General features: G+C 57.8%; 15 protein-coding genes and 1 riboswitch. Of the genes, 10 read left to right on the forward strand and 5 right to left on the reverse strand.

Features of this window, described 5'->3' with window-relative positions; translation table 11 throughout:
* Positions 1-2: 2 nt before the first annotated feature.
* Positions 3-1,403 carry a 3-isopropylmalate dehydratase large subunit gene (gene leuC / locus G6Q29_RS07865; RefSeq protein WP_165465167.1) on the forward strand — a complete coding sequence of 467 codons (1,401 nt, stop codon included), beginning with the start codon at positions 3-5 and terminating at the stop codon, positions 1,401-1,403.
* A gap of 10 nt (positions 1,404-1,413) precedes the next feature.
* Positions 1,414-2,019: a 3-isopropylmalate dehydratase small subunit gene (gene leuD / locus G6Q29_RS07870; protein WP_165465168.1), complete on the forward strand. Its 606-nt coding sequence runs from the start codon at positions 1,414-1,416 to the stop codon at positions 2,017-2,019.
* Positions 2,020-2,111: 92 nt separating this feature from the next.
* Here the strand turns inward: leuD and G6Q29_RS07875 are convergent, their stop codons facing one another.
* The 3 genes from G6Q29_RS07875 to sgrT form a co-directional block, all read right to left on the reverse strand.
* A complete protein-coding gene (locus tag G6Q29_RS07875; RefSeq protein ID WP_010427008.1) occupies positions 2,112-2,264 on the reverse strand; it encodes a Hok/Gef family protein in 153 nt (50 codons plus the stop codon).
* Positions 2,265-2,480: 216 nt separating this feature from the next.
* A complete protein-coding gene (locus tag G6Q29_RS07880) occupies positions 2,481-3,659 on the reverse strand; it encodes a sugar efflux transporter (RefSeq protein WP_165465169.1) in 1,179 nt (392 codons plus the stop codon).
* Between the two features lie 119 nt (positions 3,660-3,778).
* A complete protein-coding gene (gene sgrT, locus G6Q29_RS07885; protein ID WP_165465170.1) occupies positions 3,779-3,931 on the reverse strand; it encodes a glucose uptake inhibitor SgrT in 153 nt (50 codons plus the stop codon).
* 88 nt (positions 3,932-4,019) lie between these two features.
* Between sgrT and sgrR the strand changes: the two genes are divergently transcribed.
* The 4 genes from sgrR (at position 4,020) to thiQ (ending at position 9,098) form a co-directional block, all read left to right on the forward strand.
* Positions 4,020-5,675: an HTH-type transcriptional regulator SgrR gene (gene sgrR, locus G6Q29_RS07890; RefSeq protein ID WP_165465171.1), complete on the forward strand. Its 1,656-nt coding sequence runs from the start codon at positions 4,020-4,022 to the stop codon at positions 5,673-5,675.
* Between the two features lie 36 nt (positions 5,676-5,711).
* Positions 5,712-5,812, forward strand: a riboswitch (TPP riboswitch).
* Positions 5,813-5,843: 31 nt separating this feature from the next.
* The gene (gene thiB / locus G6Q29_RS07895; protein ID WP_165465172.1) at positions 5,844-6,827 is read left to right on the forward strand and encodes a thiamine ABC transporter substrate binding subunit; all 984 of its coding nucleotides are present in this window, start codon (positions 5,844-5,846) and stop codon (positions 6,825-6,827) included.
* On the forward strand, positions 6,803-8,413 hold the full coding sequence (thiP, locus tag G6Q29_RS07900; RefSeq protein ID WP_165465173.1) for a thiamine/thiamine pyrophosphate ABC transporter permease ThiP: 1,611 nt from the start codon (positions 6,803-6,805) through the stop codon (positions 8,411-8,413). The genes thiB and thiP overlap by 25 nt, the downstream gene beginning before the upstream one ends.
* Positions 8,397-9,098 carry a thiamine ABC transporter ATP-binding protein ThiQ gene (gene thiQ, locus G6Q29_RS07905; RefSeq protein WP_165465174.1) on the forward strand — a complete coding sequence of 234 codons (702 nt, stop codon included), beginning with the start codon at positions 8,397-8,399 and terminating at the stop codon, positions 9,096-9,098. Before thiP ends, thiQ begins: the two co-directional genes overlap by 17 nt.
* A 227-nt stretch (positions 9,099-9,325) precedes the next feature.
* On the opposite strand, the gene G6Q29_RS07910 is transcribed toward thiQ, so the two are convergent.
* Positions 9,326-10,093, reverse strand: coding sequence for a DedA family protein (locus tag G6Q29_RS07910; protein WP_017383796.1), 768 nt, complete (start codon positions 10,091-10,093; stop codon positions 9,326-9,328).
* A 118-nt stretch (positions 10,094-10,211) separates the two neighbouring features.
* Entirely contained in the window at positions 10,212-11,057 is an 846-nt protein-coding gene (gene araC / locus G6Q29_RS07915) for an arabinose operon transcriptional regulator AraC (protein ID WP_165465175.1), read from the reverse strand.
* A gap of 337 nt (positions 11,058-11,394) precedes the next feature.
* Here araC and araB point away from each other — a divergent pair, with 337 nt between their 5' ends.
* The 4 genes from araB (at position 11,395) to polB (ending at position 17,899) form a co-directional block, all read left to right on the forward strand.
* Complete coding sequence (gene araB / locus G6Q29_RS07920; protein ID WP_165465176.1) at positions 11,395-13,104, forward strand: ribulokinase; 1,710 nt, start codon at positions 11,395-11,397, stop codon at positions 13,102-13,104.
* 10 nt (positions 13,105-13,114) lie between these two features.
* Entirely contained in the window at positions 13,115-14,617 is a 1,503-nt protein-coding gene (araA, locus tag G6Q29_RS07925; RefSeq protein ID WP_165465177.1) for an L-arabinose isomerase, read from the forward strand.
* Positions 14,618-14,664: 47 nt separating this feature from the next.
* Entirely contained in the window at positions 14,665-15,360 is a 696-nt protein-coding gene (gene araD / locus G6Q29_RS07930) for an L-ribulose-5-phosphate 4-epimerase (protein WP_165465178.1), read from the forward strand.
* Positions 15,361-15,541: 181 nt separating this feature from the next.
* Positions 15,542-17,899, forward strand: a complete 2,358-nt coding sequence (gene polB / locus G6Q29_RS07935) for a DNA polymerase II (protein ID WP_165465179.1) — start codon at positions 15,542-15,544, stop codon at positions 17,897-17,899.
* Positions 17,900-17,938 lie beyond the last annotated feature (39 nt).

Raw genomic sequence — 17,938 nt, forward strand, 5'->3', positions numbered from 1 at the left:
TCATGGCTAAGACGTTATATGAGAAGTTGTTTGATGCGCACGTTGTTTACGAGGCGCCAGACGAGACCCCGTTGCTTTACATTGACCGCCATCTGGTACACGAAGTGACCTCCCCTCAGGCATTTGACGGCCTGCGCGCGCATAAGCGCCCGGTGCGTCAGCCGGGGAAAACCTTTGCCACGATGGATCACAACGTCTCCACAGAGACTAAAGACATCAATGCCTCTGGCGAGATGGCGCGTATCCAGATGCAGGAGCTGATCAAGAACTGTAACGAGTTTGGCGTTGAGCTGTACGATCTGAACCACCCCTACCAGGGCATCGTCCACGTAATGGGGCCTGAGCAGGGTATTACTCTGCCGGGCATGACCATCGTCTGCGGCGACTCCCACACCGCAACGCACGGCGCGTTTGGCGCACTGGCGTTCGGGATTGGTACATCAGAAGTAGAGCATGTTCTGGCCACACAGACCCTGAAACAGGGCCGCGCCAAAACCATGAAGATTGAAGTGAAGGGTAAAGCCGCACCGGGCATCACCGCGAAAGATATCGTGCTGGCGATTATCGGCAAAACCGGTAGCGCGGGCGGCACCGGTCACGTGGTGGAATTCTGCGGGGACGCCATCCAGGCGCTGAGCATGGAAGGCCGCATGACCCTGTGCAACATGGCCATTGAGATGGGCGCCAAGGCAGGCCTGGTTGCGCCAGACGAAACCACCTTTAGCTATGTGAAGGGGCGTCTGCATGCGCCGAAAGGACAGGATTTTGATGACGCGGTCGCGTACTGGAAAACCCTGAAAACGGACGAGGGGGCAATTTTTGATACCGTTGTGACGTTGCAGGCGGAAGAGATCGCCCCGCAGGTCACCTGGGGCACCAACCCGGGCCAGGTGATTTCCGTCAACGACAGCATTCCTGACCCGGCTTCCTTCGCCGATCCGGTCGAGCGCGCCAGTGCGGAAAAAGCGCTGGCTTACATGGGGCTGAAACCCGGCGTACCGCTGACCGACGTGAGTATTGATAAAGTGTTCATCGGCTCCTGCACCAACTCCCGTATCGAAGACCTGCGTGCGGCGGCAGAGATTGCCAAAGGCCGTAAAGTGGCGCCGGGCGTGCAGGCGCTGGTAGTGCCGGGCTCCGGGCCGGTGAAAGCCCAGGCGGAAGCGGAGGGTCTGGATAAGATCTTTATTGAAGCAGGCTTCGAGTGGCGCCTGCCCGGCTGCTCCATGTGTCTGGCGATGAACAACGACCGCCTGAATCCGGGCGAGCGCTGTGCCTCTACCAGCAACCGTAACTTTGAAGGCCGTCAGGGCCGCGGGGGACGTACCCATCTGGTCAGCCCGGCAATGGCCGCCGCTGCGGCAGTCACCGGTCATTTCGCCGATATTCGCAGCCTGAAATAAGGAGACAATCATGGCAGAGAAATTTACCCAACATACGGGCCGGGTTGTCCCTCTGGACGCCGCGAACGTCGATACCGACGCGATCATTCCTAAGCAGTTTTTGCAGAAAGTGACGCGCACGGGTTTTGGTGCGCATCTGTTCAACGACTGGCGTTTCCTCGACGATAAAGGCGAAGTCCCTGATCCGGAGTTTGTCCTGAACTTCCCGGAATACAAAGGGGCTTCCATTCTGCTGGCGCGGGAAAACTTTGGCTGCGGATCGTCGCGTGAACATGCGCCGTGGGCATTAACCGACTACGGCTTTAAGGTGGTTATCGCCCCGAGCTTCGCGGATATCTTCTACGGCAACAGCTTCAACAACCAGCTGCTGCCGGTGACGCTGAGTGACGAACAGGTTGATGAATTGTTCGCGCTGGTTAAGGCGAATCCGGGCATGGCGTTTGAAGTGGATCTGGAAGCGGAAGTGGTGAAAGCCGGTGACAAGACCTACAGCTTCAGCATTGATGCGTTTCGCCGTCATTGCATGCTGAACGGTCTGGACAGTATTGGTCTGACGCTCCAGCACGAAGACGCCATCTCAGCGTACGAGAAAAAACAGCCTGCGTTTATGGGCTAAAGGCAATGGCCCGCAGAAAGCGGGCCATTGATAAGGGTGCGTTGAGGCTCAACCACTCTGGAGAGGCGGGGAACTCTTCCCCGCCAATACCGCTAACGTTTTGCTTCGTAAGCCAACACTGCCGCCAGCTCTGTTTTCTCCTGTCTGAAATGCAATTCACATAGCGAATCACGCACCATCCAGGTGAAGATCAACAGCGTCGTACAGATCAGAAACAAACCTAACAGCAGAGTACGTTTTGGCATTCCAGCCTCCTTATTGCTTTTCGGCAATGAAGAGACTAACCTCGCAATGTGTGTTGTGAAGTTGGTCTCCCCATCAGTTTTTTGATGTGGGACTCTCCACTGTTTGCCTCTTGCGACAGCCTGAGGCAAACAGCCTCAAGCACCCGTCACGCACTCTATGCGCCCTCTCTGCGCCTGTCAGAAAATCGTTTCATTTCGTGAAGCCGCCTTCCAGAATCAAACGTCTTTTACCCGGCACGTCAGCATCAGCGTGACAAGCGAAATCGCTGCGATCACCCAGTACACGGATGCATGCCCATAGCTTTGCGACAGCGCCCCCTGAATCACCCCTGCCAGAATCACGCCGGTAGAGATACTGTTGGTAAACAGCGTGGTCGCGGAGCCTGCGCGCCCCGGCATTAAATCCTGGAACCAGAGCATGCCGATCCCGGCAACGATACCGATAAACACTGCGTTAAACAGCTGCAACGCCAGTAAGGCTTCACGCGAATGGAAAAGGATCAGCCCCGCGTAGAACACTACCCCAGCCGCCACGGCGACGACCATCATCCGACGCTTTCCGAAACGTTTTACATAGTAACCCGCCAGAATCATCGCCGGGATCTCTAGCCCGGCAGCGGTGCCCATCAGGATACCCGCGAGCTTATCCGGCAGCCCCAGATCGCTGCTGATCCACAGCGGCATATCAATAATGTACATGGTGTTGCATGTCCACATCAGCGTGGAAGCGATAAACAACATGCGAACGTTTTTATCCTGCCAGCCGCTCACCTGCGTGATGGGTTTGTCCGTCGTCTGCTCTACGCGCGCCACCGATGGCAGCGCAAAGGCTATCAGCGCCAGGCTGATGGCAAAAATACCCGCCGCGATGGTGAACATGGCGGTAAAGCCGTAGTTCAGCGCCAGCATGAATGCCAGCGGGGGGCCGATGACCCAAGCCAGAGAGAGCTGCGCACGCATTACCGAGCTGAACATGACTACTTCCCGCGCCGAGTTGTCGGCGTACTCCCGCGCCAGGGCGAAGAGCTGCGGCATGGCGGTATTCGCGAGAGAGGCCAGCAGCACGCCGCAGGTGATAAGTGTCAGGTAATGGCGGTTGAAGGCAAACAGCAGCGCGTTACCCACGGCCATGGCACAGCAAAAGAGGATCAGCTTACGGCGATCGCCCTGGCTGTCGGATCGTTTCGCCAGCGCCAGGCTGACGAGGATCCCGGCAATAGCGTTGACGGTATAGAACAGGCCCACCCAAAACGGCTGCGCGCCCACCTCGCGGCTGAGAAACAGGCTCAGCGTCGGTGCCTGTAGCGCGCCGGCCACGCCCATCATGAAGGCCACCAGCATAAAAGCGGCGTACACGCCGTTCAGGCGTCGCCCCATCGTCATCAACCAGAGCATGCACAAGTCCTTATGAAAGCAAATAGAATTGGGTGGAATAGTAAACGAAAAAAGCCAGCAAAAACATTTTGCTGGCGGGTGATTAGCACCAATACTCAGTCACACATGATCGAGGCGAGTTAGCAAGAAGAGGTCGGTTTCGTAACATCCCACTGCATCAATTCTTCTAACATTTTCAGCCGCTGCTCTGCGCACTGGCGGGCCAGCCAGGACGATCCTTTTGTCGCTGAAAAGTACTGCTGATAAAACTGACGTGCGGTAGACCTCTTCATAATTTACCTCCTCGCTTCATCGGGAAGAATTATTGGCTTAATATAGGGATTAATAAATTGCTGATTTTTTGTCAGGAGTTCCTCTTTTATGCCATCCGGTCGACTGCAACAACAATTCATCCGCCTGTGGCAGTGCTGCGAGGGTCAATCGCAGGAGACCACGCTGAACGAGTTGGCTGAGCTCCTCAACTGCTCCCGGCGTCATATGCGTACCCTCCTTAACACCATGCAGCAGCAGGGCTGGCTAAACTGGGAGGCCGAGGCCGGACGCGGCAAGCGCTCGCGACTAACGTTCCTTTATACAGGCCTGGCGTTGCAGCAACAGCGGGCGGAGGATCTGCTGGAGCAGGACCGCATCGACCAACTGGTACAGCTGGTGGGCGACAAGGCCGCCGTACGCCAGATGCTGGTCTCGCATCTGGGACGCAGCTTTCGTCAGGGACGCCACATTCTGCGGGTGCTGTACTACCGCCCAATGAAAAATCTGTTGCCCGGTACGGCGTTACGTCGCTCTGAAACCCACATGGCCCGACAGATTTTCAGCGGTCTGACGCGGATAAATGAGGAAAATGGGGAACTGGAAGCGGATATTGCCCATCACTGGCAGCAGGTGTCCCCGCTTCACTGGCGCTTCTTCCTACGCCCCGGCATTCATTTCCACCATGGACGCGAGCTGGAGATGCGCGATGTTATCGATTCCTTAGAGCGCGCCCGCACGCTGCCGCTCTATTCACATATCGCGCGGCTCCACTCCCCGACGGCCTGGACGCTGGATATTGAGCTATCGCAGCCGGACAAATGGCTTCCGTGGCTTCTGGGCTATGTGCCCTCAATGATCCTGCCTGCCGAGTGGCGATCCCTGAACAATTTTTCCAGCCAGCCGATTGGTACGGGCCCCTACTCCGTTTCGCGGAACACCAGTAATCAGCTGAAGATCCGCGCCTTTGATGATTACTTTGGCTACAGGGCGCTGATCGACGAAGTGAACGTCTGGGTGTTACCGGACCTCAACGAAGAACTGAGCGCAGGCCTCACCCTGGAAGGGCCAACAGCCGGTGAAAAGGCGTTCGAAAGCCGGCTGGAGGAGGGCTGCTACTACCTGCTCTTTGATAGCCGCAGCCATCGCGGGGCAAACCACGACGTCCGCAGGTGGATAAGCCATATTTTGGCACCCGCTAACCTGATTTATCACGCAGAGGAGCAATACCAGACCTGGTGGTTCCCGGCCTATGGCCTGCTTCCACGCTGGCACCATGCGCAGCCCGTCCGCAGCGAAAAGCCTGCCGGACTGGAGACCATCACCCTCAGCTACTATCGCGATCACATTGAGCATCGTTTTCTGGCGAGGATCATGAGCAAGTTACTGGCAGCCGAAGGCGTGACGCTGGCGATACAGGAAGTCGATTATGATGAATGGCATCGCGGAGATGTCATCAGTGATATCTGGCTCAACAGCGCAAACTTTACGCTGCCGCTTGATTTCTCGCTCTTCTCTCACCTGTATGAAGTGCCCCTGATTCAGCACTGTATCAACCGGGGCTGGCAGCAGGACGCCGCGCGGTGGCGGGCGGGAGAAATGGATCTGGCCGCCTGGTGTCAGGAATTACTGGCTGGGCAGACGATCGTACCGTTGATTCACCACTGGCTGCTGATCCAGGGGCAGCGCAGCATGCGCGGCCTGCGGATGAACACCCTCGGCTGGTTTGATTTTAAATCCGCCTGGTTTGCGCCGCCGGAGCCATAACGCTTTCGTAATATTCAGCAAATCATTACAATAGCGCCGTTCTCAACGGGGTGCTGCATCACTGATGTGCGCTGAGATAATACCCGTCGAACCTGATCCGGATAACGCCGGCGAAGGGATTTGAGGCTGTCTCTCAAAATCCTTTGCCACTCAACCCTGAGGTGCAAAGTGTTAAAAAACGTTCTTCCTCTGCTGGCGCTGTTTGCGCTGCCTGTTTTTGCTAAGCCTGTTCTGACGGTCTACACCTACGACTCCTTCTCCGCCGACTGGGGCCCCGGTCCGGTGGTAAAAAAAGCCTTTGAAGCGGACTGCAACTGCGAGCTGAAATTCGTGGCGCTGGAAGATGGCGTCTCGCTGCTCAACCGTCTGCGCATGGAAGGCAAAAAGAGCAAAGCCGACGTGGTGCTCGGGCTGGATAACAACCTGCTGGAAGCCGCCACCCAAACCAGACTGTTCGCCAAAAGCGGCGTGGCGGCAGATGCCGTTAACGTGCCGGGCGGCAGGAAAAACGACACCTTCGTTCCCTTTGATTACGGCTACTTTGCGTTTGTCTATGATAAAAACAGGTTGAAGAATCCGCCCAAAAGCCTGAAAGAGCTGGTCGAAAGTGACCAGAAATGGCGCGTGATTTACGAAGATCCGCGCACCAGCACGCCGGGGCTGGGGCTGCTGCTGTGGATGCAGAAAGTTTACGGGGATAAAGCGCCGGAAGCATGGCAGAAGCTGGCCGCGAAAACCGTTACCGTCACCAAAGGCTGGAGCGAAGCCTACGGCCTGTTCCTGAAAGGCGAAGGCGACCTGGTGCTGAGCTACACTACCTCTCCGGCCTACCACATTATCGCCGAGAAGAAGGATAACTACGCCGCCGCGAACTTTTCTGAAGGACATTATTTGCAGGTGGAAGTGGCTGCCCGTACTGCCGCGAGCAAACAGCCGGAGCTTGCTGAAAAATTCCTGAAATTTATGGTTTCACCGGCATTCCAGAATGCCATTCCGACAGGCAACTGGATGTACCCGGTCACTGACGTTGCGCTGCCGGCAGGTTTTGAGCAGCTAAACAAGCCGCAAACCTCACTGGAATTTACGCCGCAGCAGGTTGCCGCCCAGCGGGCCGCATGGATAAGTGAATGGCAACGCGCCGTCAGCCGTTGATCCCCGGCTGGTTAATTCCCGGGCTGCTCGCCGCCATACTGATGGTGGTCGTCAGCCTGGGCGCATTCCTTGCGCTGTGGTTTAACGCGCCCGAGAGCGATCTGCTCGCCCTCTGGCACGACGGCTATCTCTGGCACGTGATCCGTTTCTCCTTCTGGCAGGCATTTCTCTCCGCGCTGCTGTCGACGATCCCGGCCATTTTCCTCGCGCGCGCCCTCTATCGCAGACGTTTCCCCGGCAGGCTTGCCCTGCTGCGGCTGTGCGCGATGACGCTGATCCTGCCCGTGCTGGTGGCGGTGTTCGGCATTCTGAGCGTATACGGTCGGCAGGGCTGGCTGGCATCCCTCTTCAGCCTGCTTGGTCTGGAATGGACCTTCTCCCCATATGGCCTGAAAGGCATTCTGCTGGCGCATATTTTTTTCAATATGCCGATGGCGACGCGCCTCTTTTTACAGGCGCTGGAAAACATTCCCGGTGAGCAGCGTCAGATTGCCGCCCAGCTTGGCATGCGCGGCTGGCCGTTCTTCCGCTTTGTCGAATGGCCATGGCTGCGACGCCAGATCGCCCCGGTTGCCGCGCTGATTTTTATGCTCTGCTTCGCCAGCTTCGCGACCGTGCTTTCTCTCGGCGGCGGGCCGCAGGCCACCACCATTGAGCTGGCGATCTATCAGGCCTTAAGTTATGACTACGATCCGGGGCGCGCCGCGCTGCTGGCGATCGTCCAGATGGTCTGCTGTCTGGCTCTGGTGTTACTCAGCCAGCGGCTAAGTAAAGCGGTTCCCACAGGCAGCAACAACTTGACGGGCTGGCGCGATCCGCAGGACAGCCTGCACAGCCGCGTCGCGGATTTTATGCTGATCGCGCTGGCGCTCCTGCTTCTGCTGCCCCCGCTGCTGGCCGTTATGGCTGACGGCCTGAATCGCAATGTGTTGGCGGTACTGCAACAGCCTGTCCTGTGGCAGGCGACGTGGACCTCATTGCGCATCGCGCTGGCAGCCGGGCTACTGTGCGTGATCCTGACCATGATGCTGCTCTGGAGCAGCCGCGAGCTGTACGCGCGTCATGCCCGTAAAGCCGGACACGCGCTGGAGCTGACGGGTATGCTGATTCTGGCGATGCCGGGCATTGTGCTGGCGACCGGATTCTTTTTACTGTTCAACAGCACCATCGGCCTGCCGGAAAGCGCCGACGGCATCGTCATTTTTACCAACGCACTGATGGCCATCCCTTACGCGCTCAAGGTGCTGGAAAACCCGATGCGCGACGTCAATAGCCGCTACAGCTTGCTGTGTCAGTCGCTGGGCATGCAGGGCTGGCAGCGTCTGAAAGTGGTCGAATTGCGCGCGCTAAAACGTCCGCTGGCCCAGGCGCTGGCGTTTGCCTGCGTGCTGTCGATTGGCGATTTTGGCGTTGTGGCCCTCTTCGGCAACGAGGATTTCCGCACGCTGCCGTTCTGGCTTTATCAGCAAATTGGCTCCTATCGTAGCCAGGACGGCGCCGTCACGGCGCTGCTCCTTTTGCTGCTGTGCTTTGCCTTATTTACCGTTATCGAAAAACTTCCGGGGCGTGATGTTAAAACTGACTGATGTAACCTGGCTTTATGAGCACCTGCCAATGCGTTTTACCCTCTCCGTTCGTCAGGGAGAGCGAATCGCAGTGCTTGGCCCCAGCGGGGCCGGAAAAAGTACCCTGCTCAATTTGATTGCCGGTTTTTTGCAGCCTGCCAGTGGGTCGATCGTCATTGATAATGGCGAATATACCTACGCTCCGCCGGCTAAGCGCCCCGTCTCGATGCTGTTCCAGGAAAACAATCTGTTCAATCATCTTACGGTGTGGCAGAACATTGCGCTGGGTATGGATCCGGGGTTAAAGCTCAGTGCTGCGCAGCGTCAGACGCTGGAGGCGATCGCCGAACAAATGGGCCTGGCCGCGTTTATCAACAGACTACCGGGTGAGCTTTCCGGCGGCCAGCGCCAGCGCGTGGCGCTGGCACGCTGTCTGGTGCGCAAGCAGCCGCTGCTGCTGCTCGACGAACCCTTTTCGGCGCTCGACCCGGCCCTGCGTCAGGAGATGCTCTCGCTGGTTATGGAGGTTTGCGAGCGCGAACAACTGACGATGCTGATGGTTTCGCATAGCATCGAAGATGCCGCACGCATCGCGCCGCGATCGGTGGTGATCGCGGAGGGACGTATTCTGTGGGATGGTGAAACTGAAGAACTTATGAGTGGTAAGGCGGGGGCGTCTTCACTGTTGGGTATTCGTAAGGTCTGATGCCCTCACCCTGGCCCTCTCCCACAGGGAGAGGGGACAGACATCAAGAACGGCATCCCGTTGCCGTTTTTCTTCTGCCTTGTGCGGTCTGATGCCCTCACCCTGACCCTCTCCCACAGGGAGAGGGGACAAACATCAAAAACGGCAACCCGTTGCCGTTTTGCTTCTAATTTGTGCGGTCTGATGCCCTCACCCTGGCCCTCTCCCACAGGGAGAGGGAAAACACCTTAACGGCTCACCACCTTCAACAGGATCTCACCGTACACCGGCATCAGCGGGTGACGGATCAGCGCTACCAGCGCGACCACCGCCACGCCGAGCGTAAGTGGGGCCAGCCAGAGCAGGCGCGTGCGCGGGAGATAGCGCGTCAGACGATCAACACTGGCTTTCGCGCTGCGCCACAGGCGCCAGCAGAGCCAGACCGCAAGCCACAGCAGCACCGCTGTGCCCAGCAGCAGCCATTTAAACTCACCGCTTTGCATACCGTCAGGAATATCAATGGCCGCGCCCGCCAGAATCCCCGGCAGGAAGTAAAACGGCGGCCAGAAGACGCAGCCGATGATGTTCGGCACCACGAATTTCGCGACGGGCAGATCCAGCATCCCGGCAACCATTGGCACCAGCGGACGCGTTGGGCCAACGAAGCGCCCCACGAGGATAGTGAACATGCTGTGCTGGTGCAGCGCATGCTCGGTTTTATCCAGCAGCGCTTTGTTCTTTTTCATAAACGACCAGCGATGCAGCGGTTTTTTAAAGCGCCAGCCCAGCCAGAAGGAGATCCAGTCCCCCAGCAAACAGCCGATAATACCGGCCATCCACGCCTGCCAGAAATTGACTTCGCCGCTGCCGATAAGCGCTCCAAGCCCCGCCATCATCACGGTGCCGGGCAGGATCAGCCCGACCAGCGCCAGCGACTCCAGAAACGCCACCAGCGCCACGGCGATGAGCGAATACATAACGGACTGGGTAATAAAATGTTCCAGCAATGCCTGCATAACTATTCCGGTCAGAAAACGAATCAGCGATTCTGCTTAGCGCCCTGCACCGCGTCAAGGCATCAATTGTCTGAATAGTTTACAGGATGCGCCTGAAGTTCACCTGAATGTTTACCTATTATTCACATCCCGCACGGAATTCGCTCGGGCTGGCCCCGGTGCACTTCTTAAACACGCGAGAGAAATAGAGCTGATCTTCAAAGCCCACGTTACGTCCGACGGTGGCGATAGGCATTCGCGTGGTGCTCAGCAGCAGCTTTGCCTGGCTGATACGCTGATCCTCACGCCAGCTGAGCACGCTCACTCCAAGCTGCTGGCGGAACAGATGAGAGAGCCGTGACGGCGACAGGCACACATGCTGGGCGACGCTGGCAATATCAAACTGGCTGTCGGCAAGGTGGTCGCTGATGTACTGGCAGGCGTCGCGGACGCGGTTGTCCAGCGGCGGATTAAGCGACTCGTTGATGGCTTCCATGCGGCGCAGCAGCACCTGTTCAAGCAGGTTGATGGCCAGCAGTTCGGCGTAGCGCCCGCCCGCCTGCCCTGCCTCAATAATCTGTGCGAACAGCTCACGGAACTGTGCCAGATGCGCCTCATCCGGGCGATAAAAACCGGTATGGGCGAAAATGGCCGGCCACGAGAGCCACTCCTGCCAGTAGGCGCGCGGACGGAAATAGACCCACTGGTGATACCACTCTTTGGCATCCGGGTGGCGCCCGTAGTGGTGTATCTCCCCCGGAGGGAACAGCAGCATATCGCCAGGGCGGCAGATAAAGTGTTGATCACCGTTTTTGATCACCCCTTCTCCGCGGACGGTCAGGTTCAATATATACCCTTTCATTCCGAGCGGTCGATCGACGTAAAAATCGAGATATCCCTCGGCCTCAATTGGCGTCAGCCCCGCCACCAGATGGGCGTTAAATGAGTAGCCCGGCAGTAAGGGATCGTTTTGCGGTTCGGCCATAGATTCAGTTCTCCCAAGGGTCCTGAAGGAAACCAATTGTCCATATCGATAAAAGCAGTATAAAAATGGCCCGCGAAAAGATCCAAAAAGCATCACGCCTCTTTTACGTCCGCCATGTTTCAGCCTTTCCCCCTGATTTCTCCGCCAGTACGGGCAGATAAGCAGTAACAAAAGTGTCTATAAGTACGGCAGAAATGTCCACATTGAATATTTGCACGGCGTCACACTTTCCGTTGCTACAGCAATTTAGTCCATAAGATTAGCGGATCCTGCCTGACGATTTTTATCCTCAGTCTCTAATGTTCTTCCATACCTGTTTTTTGGATGGAGCAACACCATGGCAATTGCAATTGGCCTTGATTTTGGCAGCGACTCAGTTCGTGCGCTGGCAGTGGACTGTACGACGGGCCTGGAAATAGCAACCAGCGTTGAGTGGTACCCGCGCTGGCAAGAGGGGCGCTACTGCGATGCGCCGAACAACCAGTTCCGCCACCACCCGCGTGATTACATTGAATCAATGGAAGCGGCGATCAAAACCGTGCTGGCGGAGCTGACGGACGCTCAGCGGGCCGAGGTGGTAGGGATTGGCGTCGACAGCACTGGCTCAACGCCTGCCCCTGTCGATGCCGAAGGCCGCGTACTGGCGCTGCGCCCGGAGTTTGCCGACAACCCGAACGCCATGTTTGTGCTGTGGAAAGACCATACCGCCGTGGAAGAGGCGGAAGCCATCACCCGCTTATGCCATCAGCCGGGTAAAACTGATTATTCCCGCTACATCGGTGGGATTTACTCCAGCGAGTGGTTCTGGGCCAAGATCCTGCACGTTACCCGCGCGGACGCGTCGGTCGCACAGGCGGCGGCGTCATGGATTGAGCTCTGCGACTGGGTTCCCGCCCTGCTCTCCGGCACCACCCGCCCGCAGGATATTCGCCGGGGCCGTTGCAGCGCCGGGCATAAATCGCTGTGGCATGAAAGCTGGGGCGGTCTGCCTCCGGCAGCGTTCTTCGACGATCTCGACCCAATCATCAACAAAAACCTGACATACCCGCTGTTTACCGACACCTTCACTGCCGAGATTCCGGTCGGCACGCTCTGTGAAGAGTGGGCGACGCGTCTCGGCCTGCCGCAAAACGTGACCATTTCCGGCGGCGCGTTCGACTGTCATATGGGTGCCGTGGGCGCAGGTGCGCAGCCCAACACGCTGGTGAAAGTTATCGGCACCTCCACCTGTGACATTCTGACGGCGGATAAAGCCAGCGTCGGCGACCGCGCGGTGAAAGGCATCTGCGGTCAGGTTGACGGCAGCGTGGTACCCGATTTTATCGGCCTTGAGGCGGGTCAGTCCGCCTTCGGCGATATCTACGCCTGGTTTGGTCGCGTGCTCGGCTGGCCGCTGGATCAGCTGGCTACCGCGCATCCTGAACTAAAAACGCAGATTTCCGCAAGCAAAAAACAGCTCCTGCCGCAGCTTACAGAAGCCTGGGCAAAAAATCCGTCTCTCGACCACCTGCCGGTGGTGCTGGACTGGTTCAACGGCCGTCGTACGCCGTTTGCCAACCAGCGTCTGAAAGGGGTGATTACCGATCTCAACCTGGCGACCGACGCACCCGCGCTGTTTGGCGGCCTGATCGCCGCCACCGCGTTCGGCGCCCGCGCCATTATGGAGTGCTTCATCGACCAGGGCATTGACGTGAACAACGTGATGGCGCTGGGCGGCATCGCCCGTAAAAACCCGGTGATTATGCAGGCCTGCTGCGACGTGCTGAACCGGCCGCTGCAAATAGTGGCCTCCGATCAGTGCTGTGCGCTGGGTGCCGCGATTTTCGCTGCCGTGGCCGCAGGCGTCCATGCGGATATCCCGACCGCGCAACAGCATATGGCGAGCGCCGTCGAAAATACGCTCCAGCCACAGACTCAGCAGGCACAACGCTTTGAACAGCTTTATCAGCGCTACCAGCAATGGGCAAAAAGCGCCGAACTTCACTATCTCCCTGTCGCCGCCCCGGCCAAAAGCACCGCGGACACTACGGCAACCCTGACACATTAAGGACACGATAATGACCATTTTTACTAATTATGAAGTGTGGTTTGTGATTGGCAGCCAACATTTGTACGGACCGGAAGCGTTGCAGCAGGTGACAAAACACGCGGAACACGTTGTGAATGCGCTGAACGCTGAAGCTAAACTGCCGTGCAAACTGGTGCTGAAGCCGCTGGGAACCACCCCGGACGAAATTACCAACATCTGCCGTGATGCCAATTACGACGACAAATGCGCCGGCCTGGTGGTGTGGTTGCACACTTTCTCACCGGCCAAAATGTGGATCAACGGCCTGGCTATCCTCAACAAACCGCTGCTGCAATTCCACACGCAGTTCAACGCCTCCCTGCCGTGGGACAGCATCGACATGGACTTTATGAACCTGAACCAGACCGCGCACGGCGGCCGTGAGTTCGGCTTCATCGGCGCGCGCATGCGTCAACAGCATGCCGTGGTGACCGGCCACTGGCAGGACGGCAAGGCACAACAGCGCATTGGCTCCTGGATGCGTCAGGCGGTCTCTAAGCAGGATACCCGTCACCTGAAAGTGGTGCGTTTCGGTGACAATATGCGCGAAGTGGCGGTCACCGATGGCGATAAAGTCGCGGCGCAAATCAAGTTCGGCTTCTCCGTCAATACCTGGGCGGTGGGCGATCTGGTACAGGTGGTGAATGAAATCAGCGATGGCGACGTGAACGCGCTGGTGGATGAGTATGAGAGCAGCTACCGCCTGACGCCTGCGGCGCAGGTCAACGGCGACAAGCGTCAGAACGTGCTGGATGCCGCACGTATTGAGCTGGGCATGAAACGTTTTCTTGAACAGGGCGGTTTCCATGCCTTCACCACCACCTTTGAAGACCTCCACGGCCTGAAACAGCTTCCGGGACTGGCGGTACAACGTCTGATGCAGCAGGGCTACGGCTTTGCGGGCGAAGGCGACTGGAAAACTGCCGCTCTGCTTCGCATCATGAAGGTGATGTCGACCGGTCTACAGGGCGGCACCTCTTTTATGGAGGACTACACCTACCACTTCGAGAACGGCAACGATCTGGTGCTCGGCTCGCACATGCTGGAAGTATGTCCATCCATCGCAGTTGAAGAGAAACCTATCCTGGACGTGCAGTACCTCGGTATTGGCGGCAAAGCGGATCCGGCCCGTCTGATCTTCAACACCCGTACCGGCCCGGCCATCAACGCCAGCCTGATCGACCTCGGCGATCGTTTCCGCCTGCTGGTGAACTGCGTCGATGCGGTTGAAACCCCGCATTCTCTGCCGAAGCTGCCGGTCGCCAACGCTTTGTGGAAAGCGCAGCCTGACCTGCCAACCGCGTCGGAAGCCTGGATCCTGGCCGGCGGCGCGCACCACACGGTGTTCAGCCACGCGCTTGACCTGAACGACATGCGTCAGTTCGCCGAGCTGCACGACATCGAACTGACCGTGATTGATAACGACACCCGTCTGCCAGCCTTTAAAGACGCGCTGCGCTGGAACGAAGTCTATTACGGTTCGAAACGCTAAGTACGGAACGCCCGGTGGCACTGTGTTCACCGGGCAGGGAGACAGCAATGTTAGACGATCTCAAACGTCAGGTACTTGAAGCCAACCTGGCGCTGCCGAAACATAACCTGGTGACCCTGACCTGGGGCAACGTCAGCGCCGTTGACCGCGAAAAAGGCGTGTTTGTCATTAAGCCTTCAGGCGTGGATTACACGGTGATGACGGCAGACGATATGGTGGTGGTCAGCATCGAAACGGGTGAAGTGGTGGAAGGCAACAAAAAACCCTCCTCCGATACGCCTACCCACCGTCTGCTGTATCAGTCATTCCCGACTATCGGCGGCATCGTGCATACCCATTCGCGTCACGCGACTATCTGGGCGCAGGCGGGTCAGTCCATTCCGGCTACAGGTACCACCCACGCGGACTATTTCTACGGCACCATTCCCTGTACGCGTCTGATGACCGATGCGGAGATCAATGGTGAGTATGAGTGGGAAACCGGCAACGTAATTGTCGAAACCTTCGAAAAACAGGGAATCGACGCGGCTCAGATGCCCGGCGTGCTGGTGCACTCCCATGGCCCCTTCGCCTGGGGAAAAAACGCGGAAGACGCGGTGCACAACGCGATCGTGCTGGAGGAAGTCGCTTACATGGGGATCTTCTGCCGCCAGCTGGCGCCGCACCTGCCGGATATGCAGCAAACTCTGCTGGATAAGCATTACCTGCGCAAGCACGGTGCCAAGGCCTACTACGGGCAGTAAACCTTACCCTCACCCTCTCCCCAGAGGGTGAGGGGACCGAACGGAGCCGTCTTTCCCCCTCGCCCCTCTGGGGAGAGGGCCGGGGTGAGGGGAAACCACGCGCAATAACTGTATAAAACCCCAGCAAATCCACCTTAACCAGGCTATAATCAGGCCTGGTTTTGTTTTATGGGATAGCGGCGTGGCACAGGCGCAAGAAGGCTTTTTACTGACCCGACACTGGCGGGATACCCCTCAGGGTACGGAGGTTGCGTTCTGGCTGGCAACGGACAACGGTCCGCTGCACGTTACGCTGCCCCCTCAGGAGTCCGTAGCTTTTATTCCTGAACACCACGTCGAAAAGGTCAAACAGCTGCTGCGCGGTGAAAACGGCTGGCGCCTCACTCCCCTGGATTTGAAAGATTTTCACCGCCAGCCGGTGCATGGCCTCTACTGCCGCGCCCATCGCCAGTTGATGCGCTACGAAAAGCTGCTGCGCGAAGCGGGCGTGACGCTCTACGAAGCCGATATCCGTCCGCCGGAACGTTTTCTGATGGAGCGGTTTATTACCGCGCCCGTCTGGGTGGACGGCACCGCGCAGAACGGCAGTCTCATTAATGCGCGTCTTAAGCCTAACCCGAATTATCGTCCACCGCTGAAGTGGGTCTCGCTGGATATTGAAACGACCCGCCACGGTGAACTGTACTGCATCGGACTTGAAGGATGTGGGCAGCGGGTAGTCTATATGCTCGGACCGCCGAACGGCGATGCATCTCCGCTGAATTTCCATCTGGAGTACGTTAACAGCCGACCACAGTTGCTGGAGAAGCTTAACCAGTGGTTTGCCGTGCACGATCCGGATGTAATGATCGGCTGGAACGTCGTCCAGTTTGACCTGCGCGTGCTGCAAAAACATGCCGAACGTTACCGCATCCCGCTGATTCTTGGGCGCGGTAACACCGAGCTGGAGTGGCGCGAGCACGGGTTTAAGAACGGCGTTTTCTTCGCTCAGGCCAACGGTCGCCTGATTATCGACGGCATCGAGGCGCTTAAATCCGCCTTCTGGAATTTCTCCTCTTTCTCTCTCGAAGCGGTGGCGCAGGCGTTGCTGGGTGAAGGTAAATCCATCGACAACCCCTGGGACCGAATGGACGAAATTGACCGGCGCTTTAACGAGGATAAGCCGGCGCTCGCTACCTATAACCTGAAAGATTGCGAGCTGGTGACGCAGATTTTCCACAAAACCGAGATCATGCCCTTCCTGCTGGAACGCGCTACGGTGAACGGTCTCGCTGTCGACAGGCACGGCGGCTCGGTAGCGGCCTTCAGCCACCTCTATTTCCCGCGGATGCATCGGGCGGGCTATGTTGCCCCTAATCTCGGCGACGTGCCGCCGCAGGCTAGCCCCGGCGGTTACGTGATGGATTCACGGCCCGGGCTGTATGACTCGGTGCTGGTGCTGGATTATAAAAGCCTGTACCCGTCGATTATACGCACGTTCCTGATAGACCCGGTGGGGCTGGTGGAGGGGATGGCGCAGCCAGACGATGCGCACAGCACCGAAGGTTTTCTCGGGGCACGCTTTTCACGCGAGAAGCACTGCCTGCCTGAAATAGTGGGAAACATCTGGCACGGTCGGGACGAGGCGAAACGTCACGGCAACAAGCCGCTCTCACAGGCGCTGAAAATCATTATGAATGCCTTTTACGGCGTGCTGGGCACCAGCGCCTGCCGCTTCTTTGATCCCCGTCTGGCGTCGTCCATCACCATGCGCGGGCATGAAATCATGCGTCAAACCAAAGCGCTAATTGAATCCCGGGGCTATGACGTCATTTATGGCGATACCGACTCCACCTTTGTCTGGCTGAAAGCCGCGCATTCTGAAGAGGACGCCGCGCGAATCGGTAAAGAACTGGTCGCCTTCGTGAACGACTGGTGGCGAGAAAGTTTGCAAAAAGAGCGGTTAACCAGCGCGTTAGAGCTGGAGTTTGAAACCCATTTCGTCCGCTTTTTAATGCCCACCATTCGCGGTACCGACCAGGGCAGCAAGAAGCGCTACGCCGGGCTGATCCAGGAAGGTGACACGCAGCGGATGGTGTTTAAAGGGCTGGAGACGGTGCGCACCGACTGGACGCCGCTGGCGCAGCAGTTCCAGCAAACGCTGTACCTGCGGGTATTCCGCAATGAGCCGTATCAGGACTACGTGCGCGAAACCATCGCCAGCCTGATGGCAGGTGAACTGGATGATCGGCTGGTGTATCGCAAGCGCCTGCGCCGCCCGCTGGCAGAGTATCAACGTAATGTGCCTCCCCACGTACGCGCTGCGTGCCTGGCGGATGAAGAGAACGTCAAGCGCGGCCGCGCACCGCAGTATCAGAACCGGGGAACGATCAAATACGTCTGGACAATCAACGGCCCGGAGCCTGTGGATTATCAACACTCACCGCTCGATTACGATCACTACCTGACGCGCCAGCTTCAGCCCGTCGCCGACGGAATTTTGCCCTTCATTGATGACGATTTTGCTACACTAGTGACAGGACAACTTGGGCTATTTTGACGCGTGACGAAACCGTTGCCATCCAGTACCATAGCGCCC

Origin of the sequence: Enterobacter cloacae (assembly GCF_011078175.1) — a bacterium.
GTDB classification, from domain to species: domain Bacteria; phylum Pseudomonadota; class Gammaproteobacteria; order Enterobacterales; family Enterobacteriaceae; genus Enterobacter; species Enterobacter cloacae_Q.

Bases quoted from the DNA above. Each gene is read 5' to 3' on its own strand.
- leuC (WP_165465167.1), top strand. From the start codon at position 3: ATGGCTAAGACGTTATATGAGAAGTTGTTTGATGCGCACGTTGTTTAC.
- leuD (WP_165465168.1), top strand. From the start codon at position 1,414: ATGGCAGAGAAATTTACCCAACATACGGGCCGGGTTGTCCCTCTGGAC.
- G6Q29_RS07875 (WP_010427008.1), bottom strand. From the start codon at position 2,264: ATGCCAAAACGTACTCTGCTGTTAGGTTTGTTTCTGATCTGTACGACG.
- G6Q29_RS07880 (WP_165465169.1), bottom strand. From the start codon at position 3,659: ATGCTCTGGTTGATGACGATGGGGCGACGCCTGAACGGCGTGTACGCC.
- sgrT (WP_165465170.1), bottom strand. From the start codon at position 3,931: ATGAAGAGGTCTACCGCACGTCAGTTTTATCAGCAGTACTTTTCAGCG.
- sgrR (WP_165465171.1), top strand. From the start codon at position 4,020: ATGCCATCCGGTCGACTGCAACAACAATTCATCCGCCTGTGGCAGTGC.
- thiP (WP_165465173.1), top strand. From the start codon at position 6,803: ATGGCAACGCGCCGTCAGCCGTTGATCCCCGGCTGGTTAATTCCCGGG.
- thiQ (WP_165465174.1), top strand. From the start codon at position 8,397: ATGTTAAAACTGACTGATGTAACCTGGCTTTATGAGCACCTGCCAATG.
- G6Q29_RS07910 (WP_017383796.1), bottom strand. From the start codon at position 10,093: ATGCAGGCATTGCTGGAACATTTTATTACCCAGTCCGTTATGTATTCG.
- araC (WP_165465175.1), bottom strand. From the start codon at position 11,057: ATGGCCGAACCGCAAAACGATCCCTTACTGCCGGGCTACTCATTTAAC.
- araB (WP_165465176.1), top strand. From the start codon at position 11,395: ATGGCAATTGCAATTGGCCTTGATTTTGGCAGCGACTCAGTTCGTGCG.
- araA (WP_165465177.1), top strand. From the start codon at position 13,115: ATGACCATTTTTACTAATTATGAAGTGTGGTTTGTGATTGGCAGCCAA.
- araD (WP_165465178.1), top strand. From the start codon at position 14,665: ATGTTAGACGATCTCAAACGTCAGGTACTTGAAGCCAACCTGGCGCTG.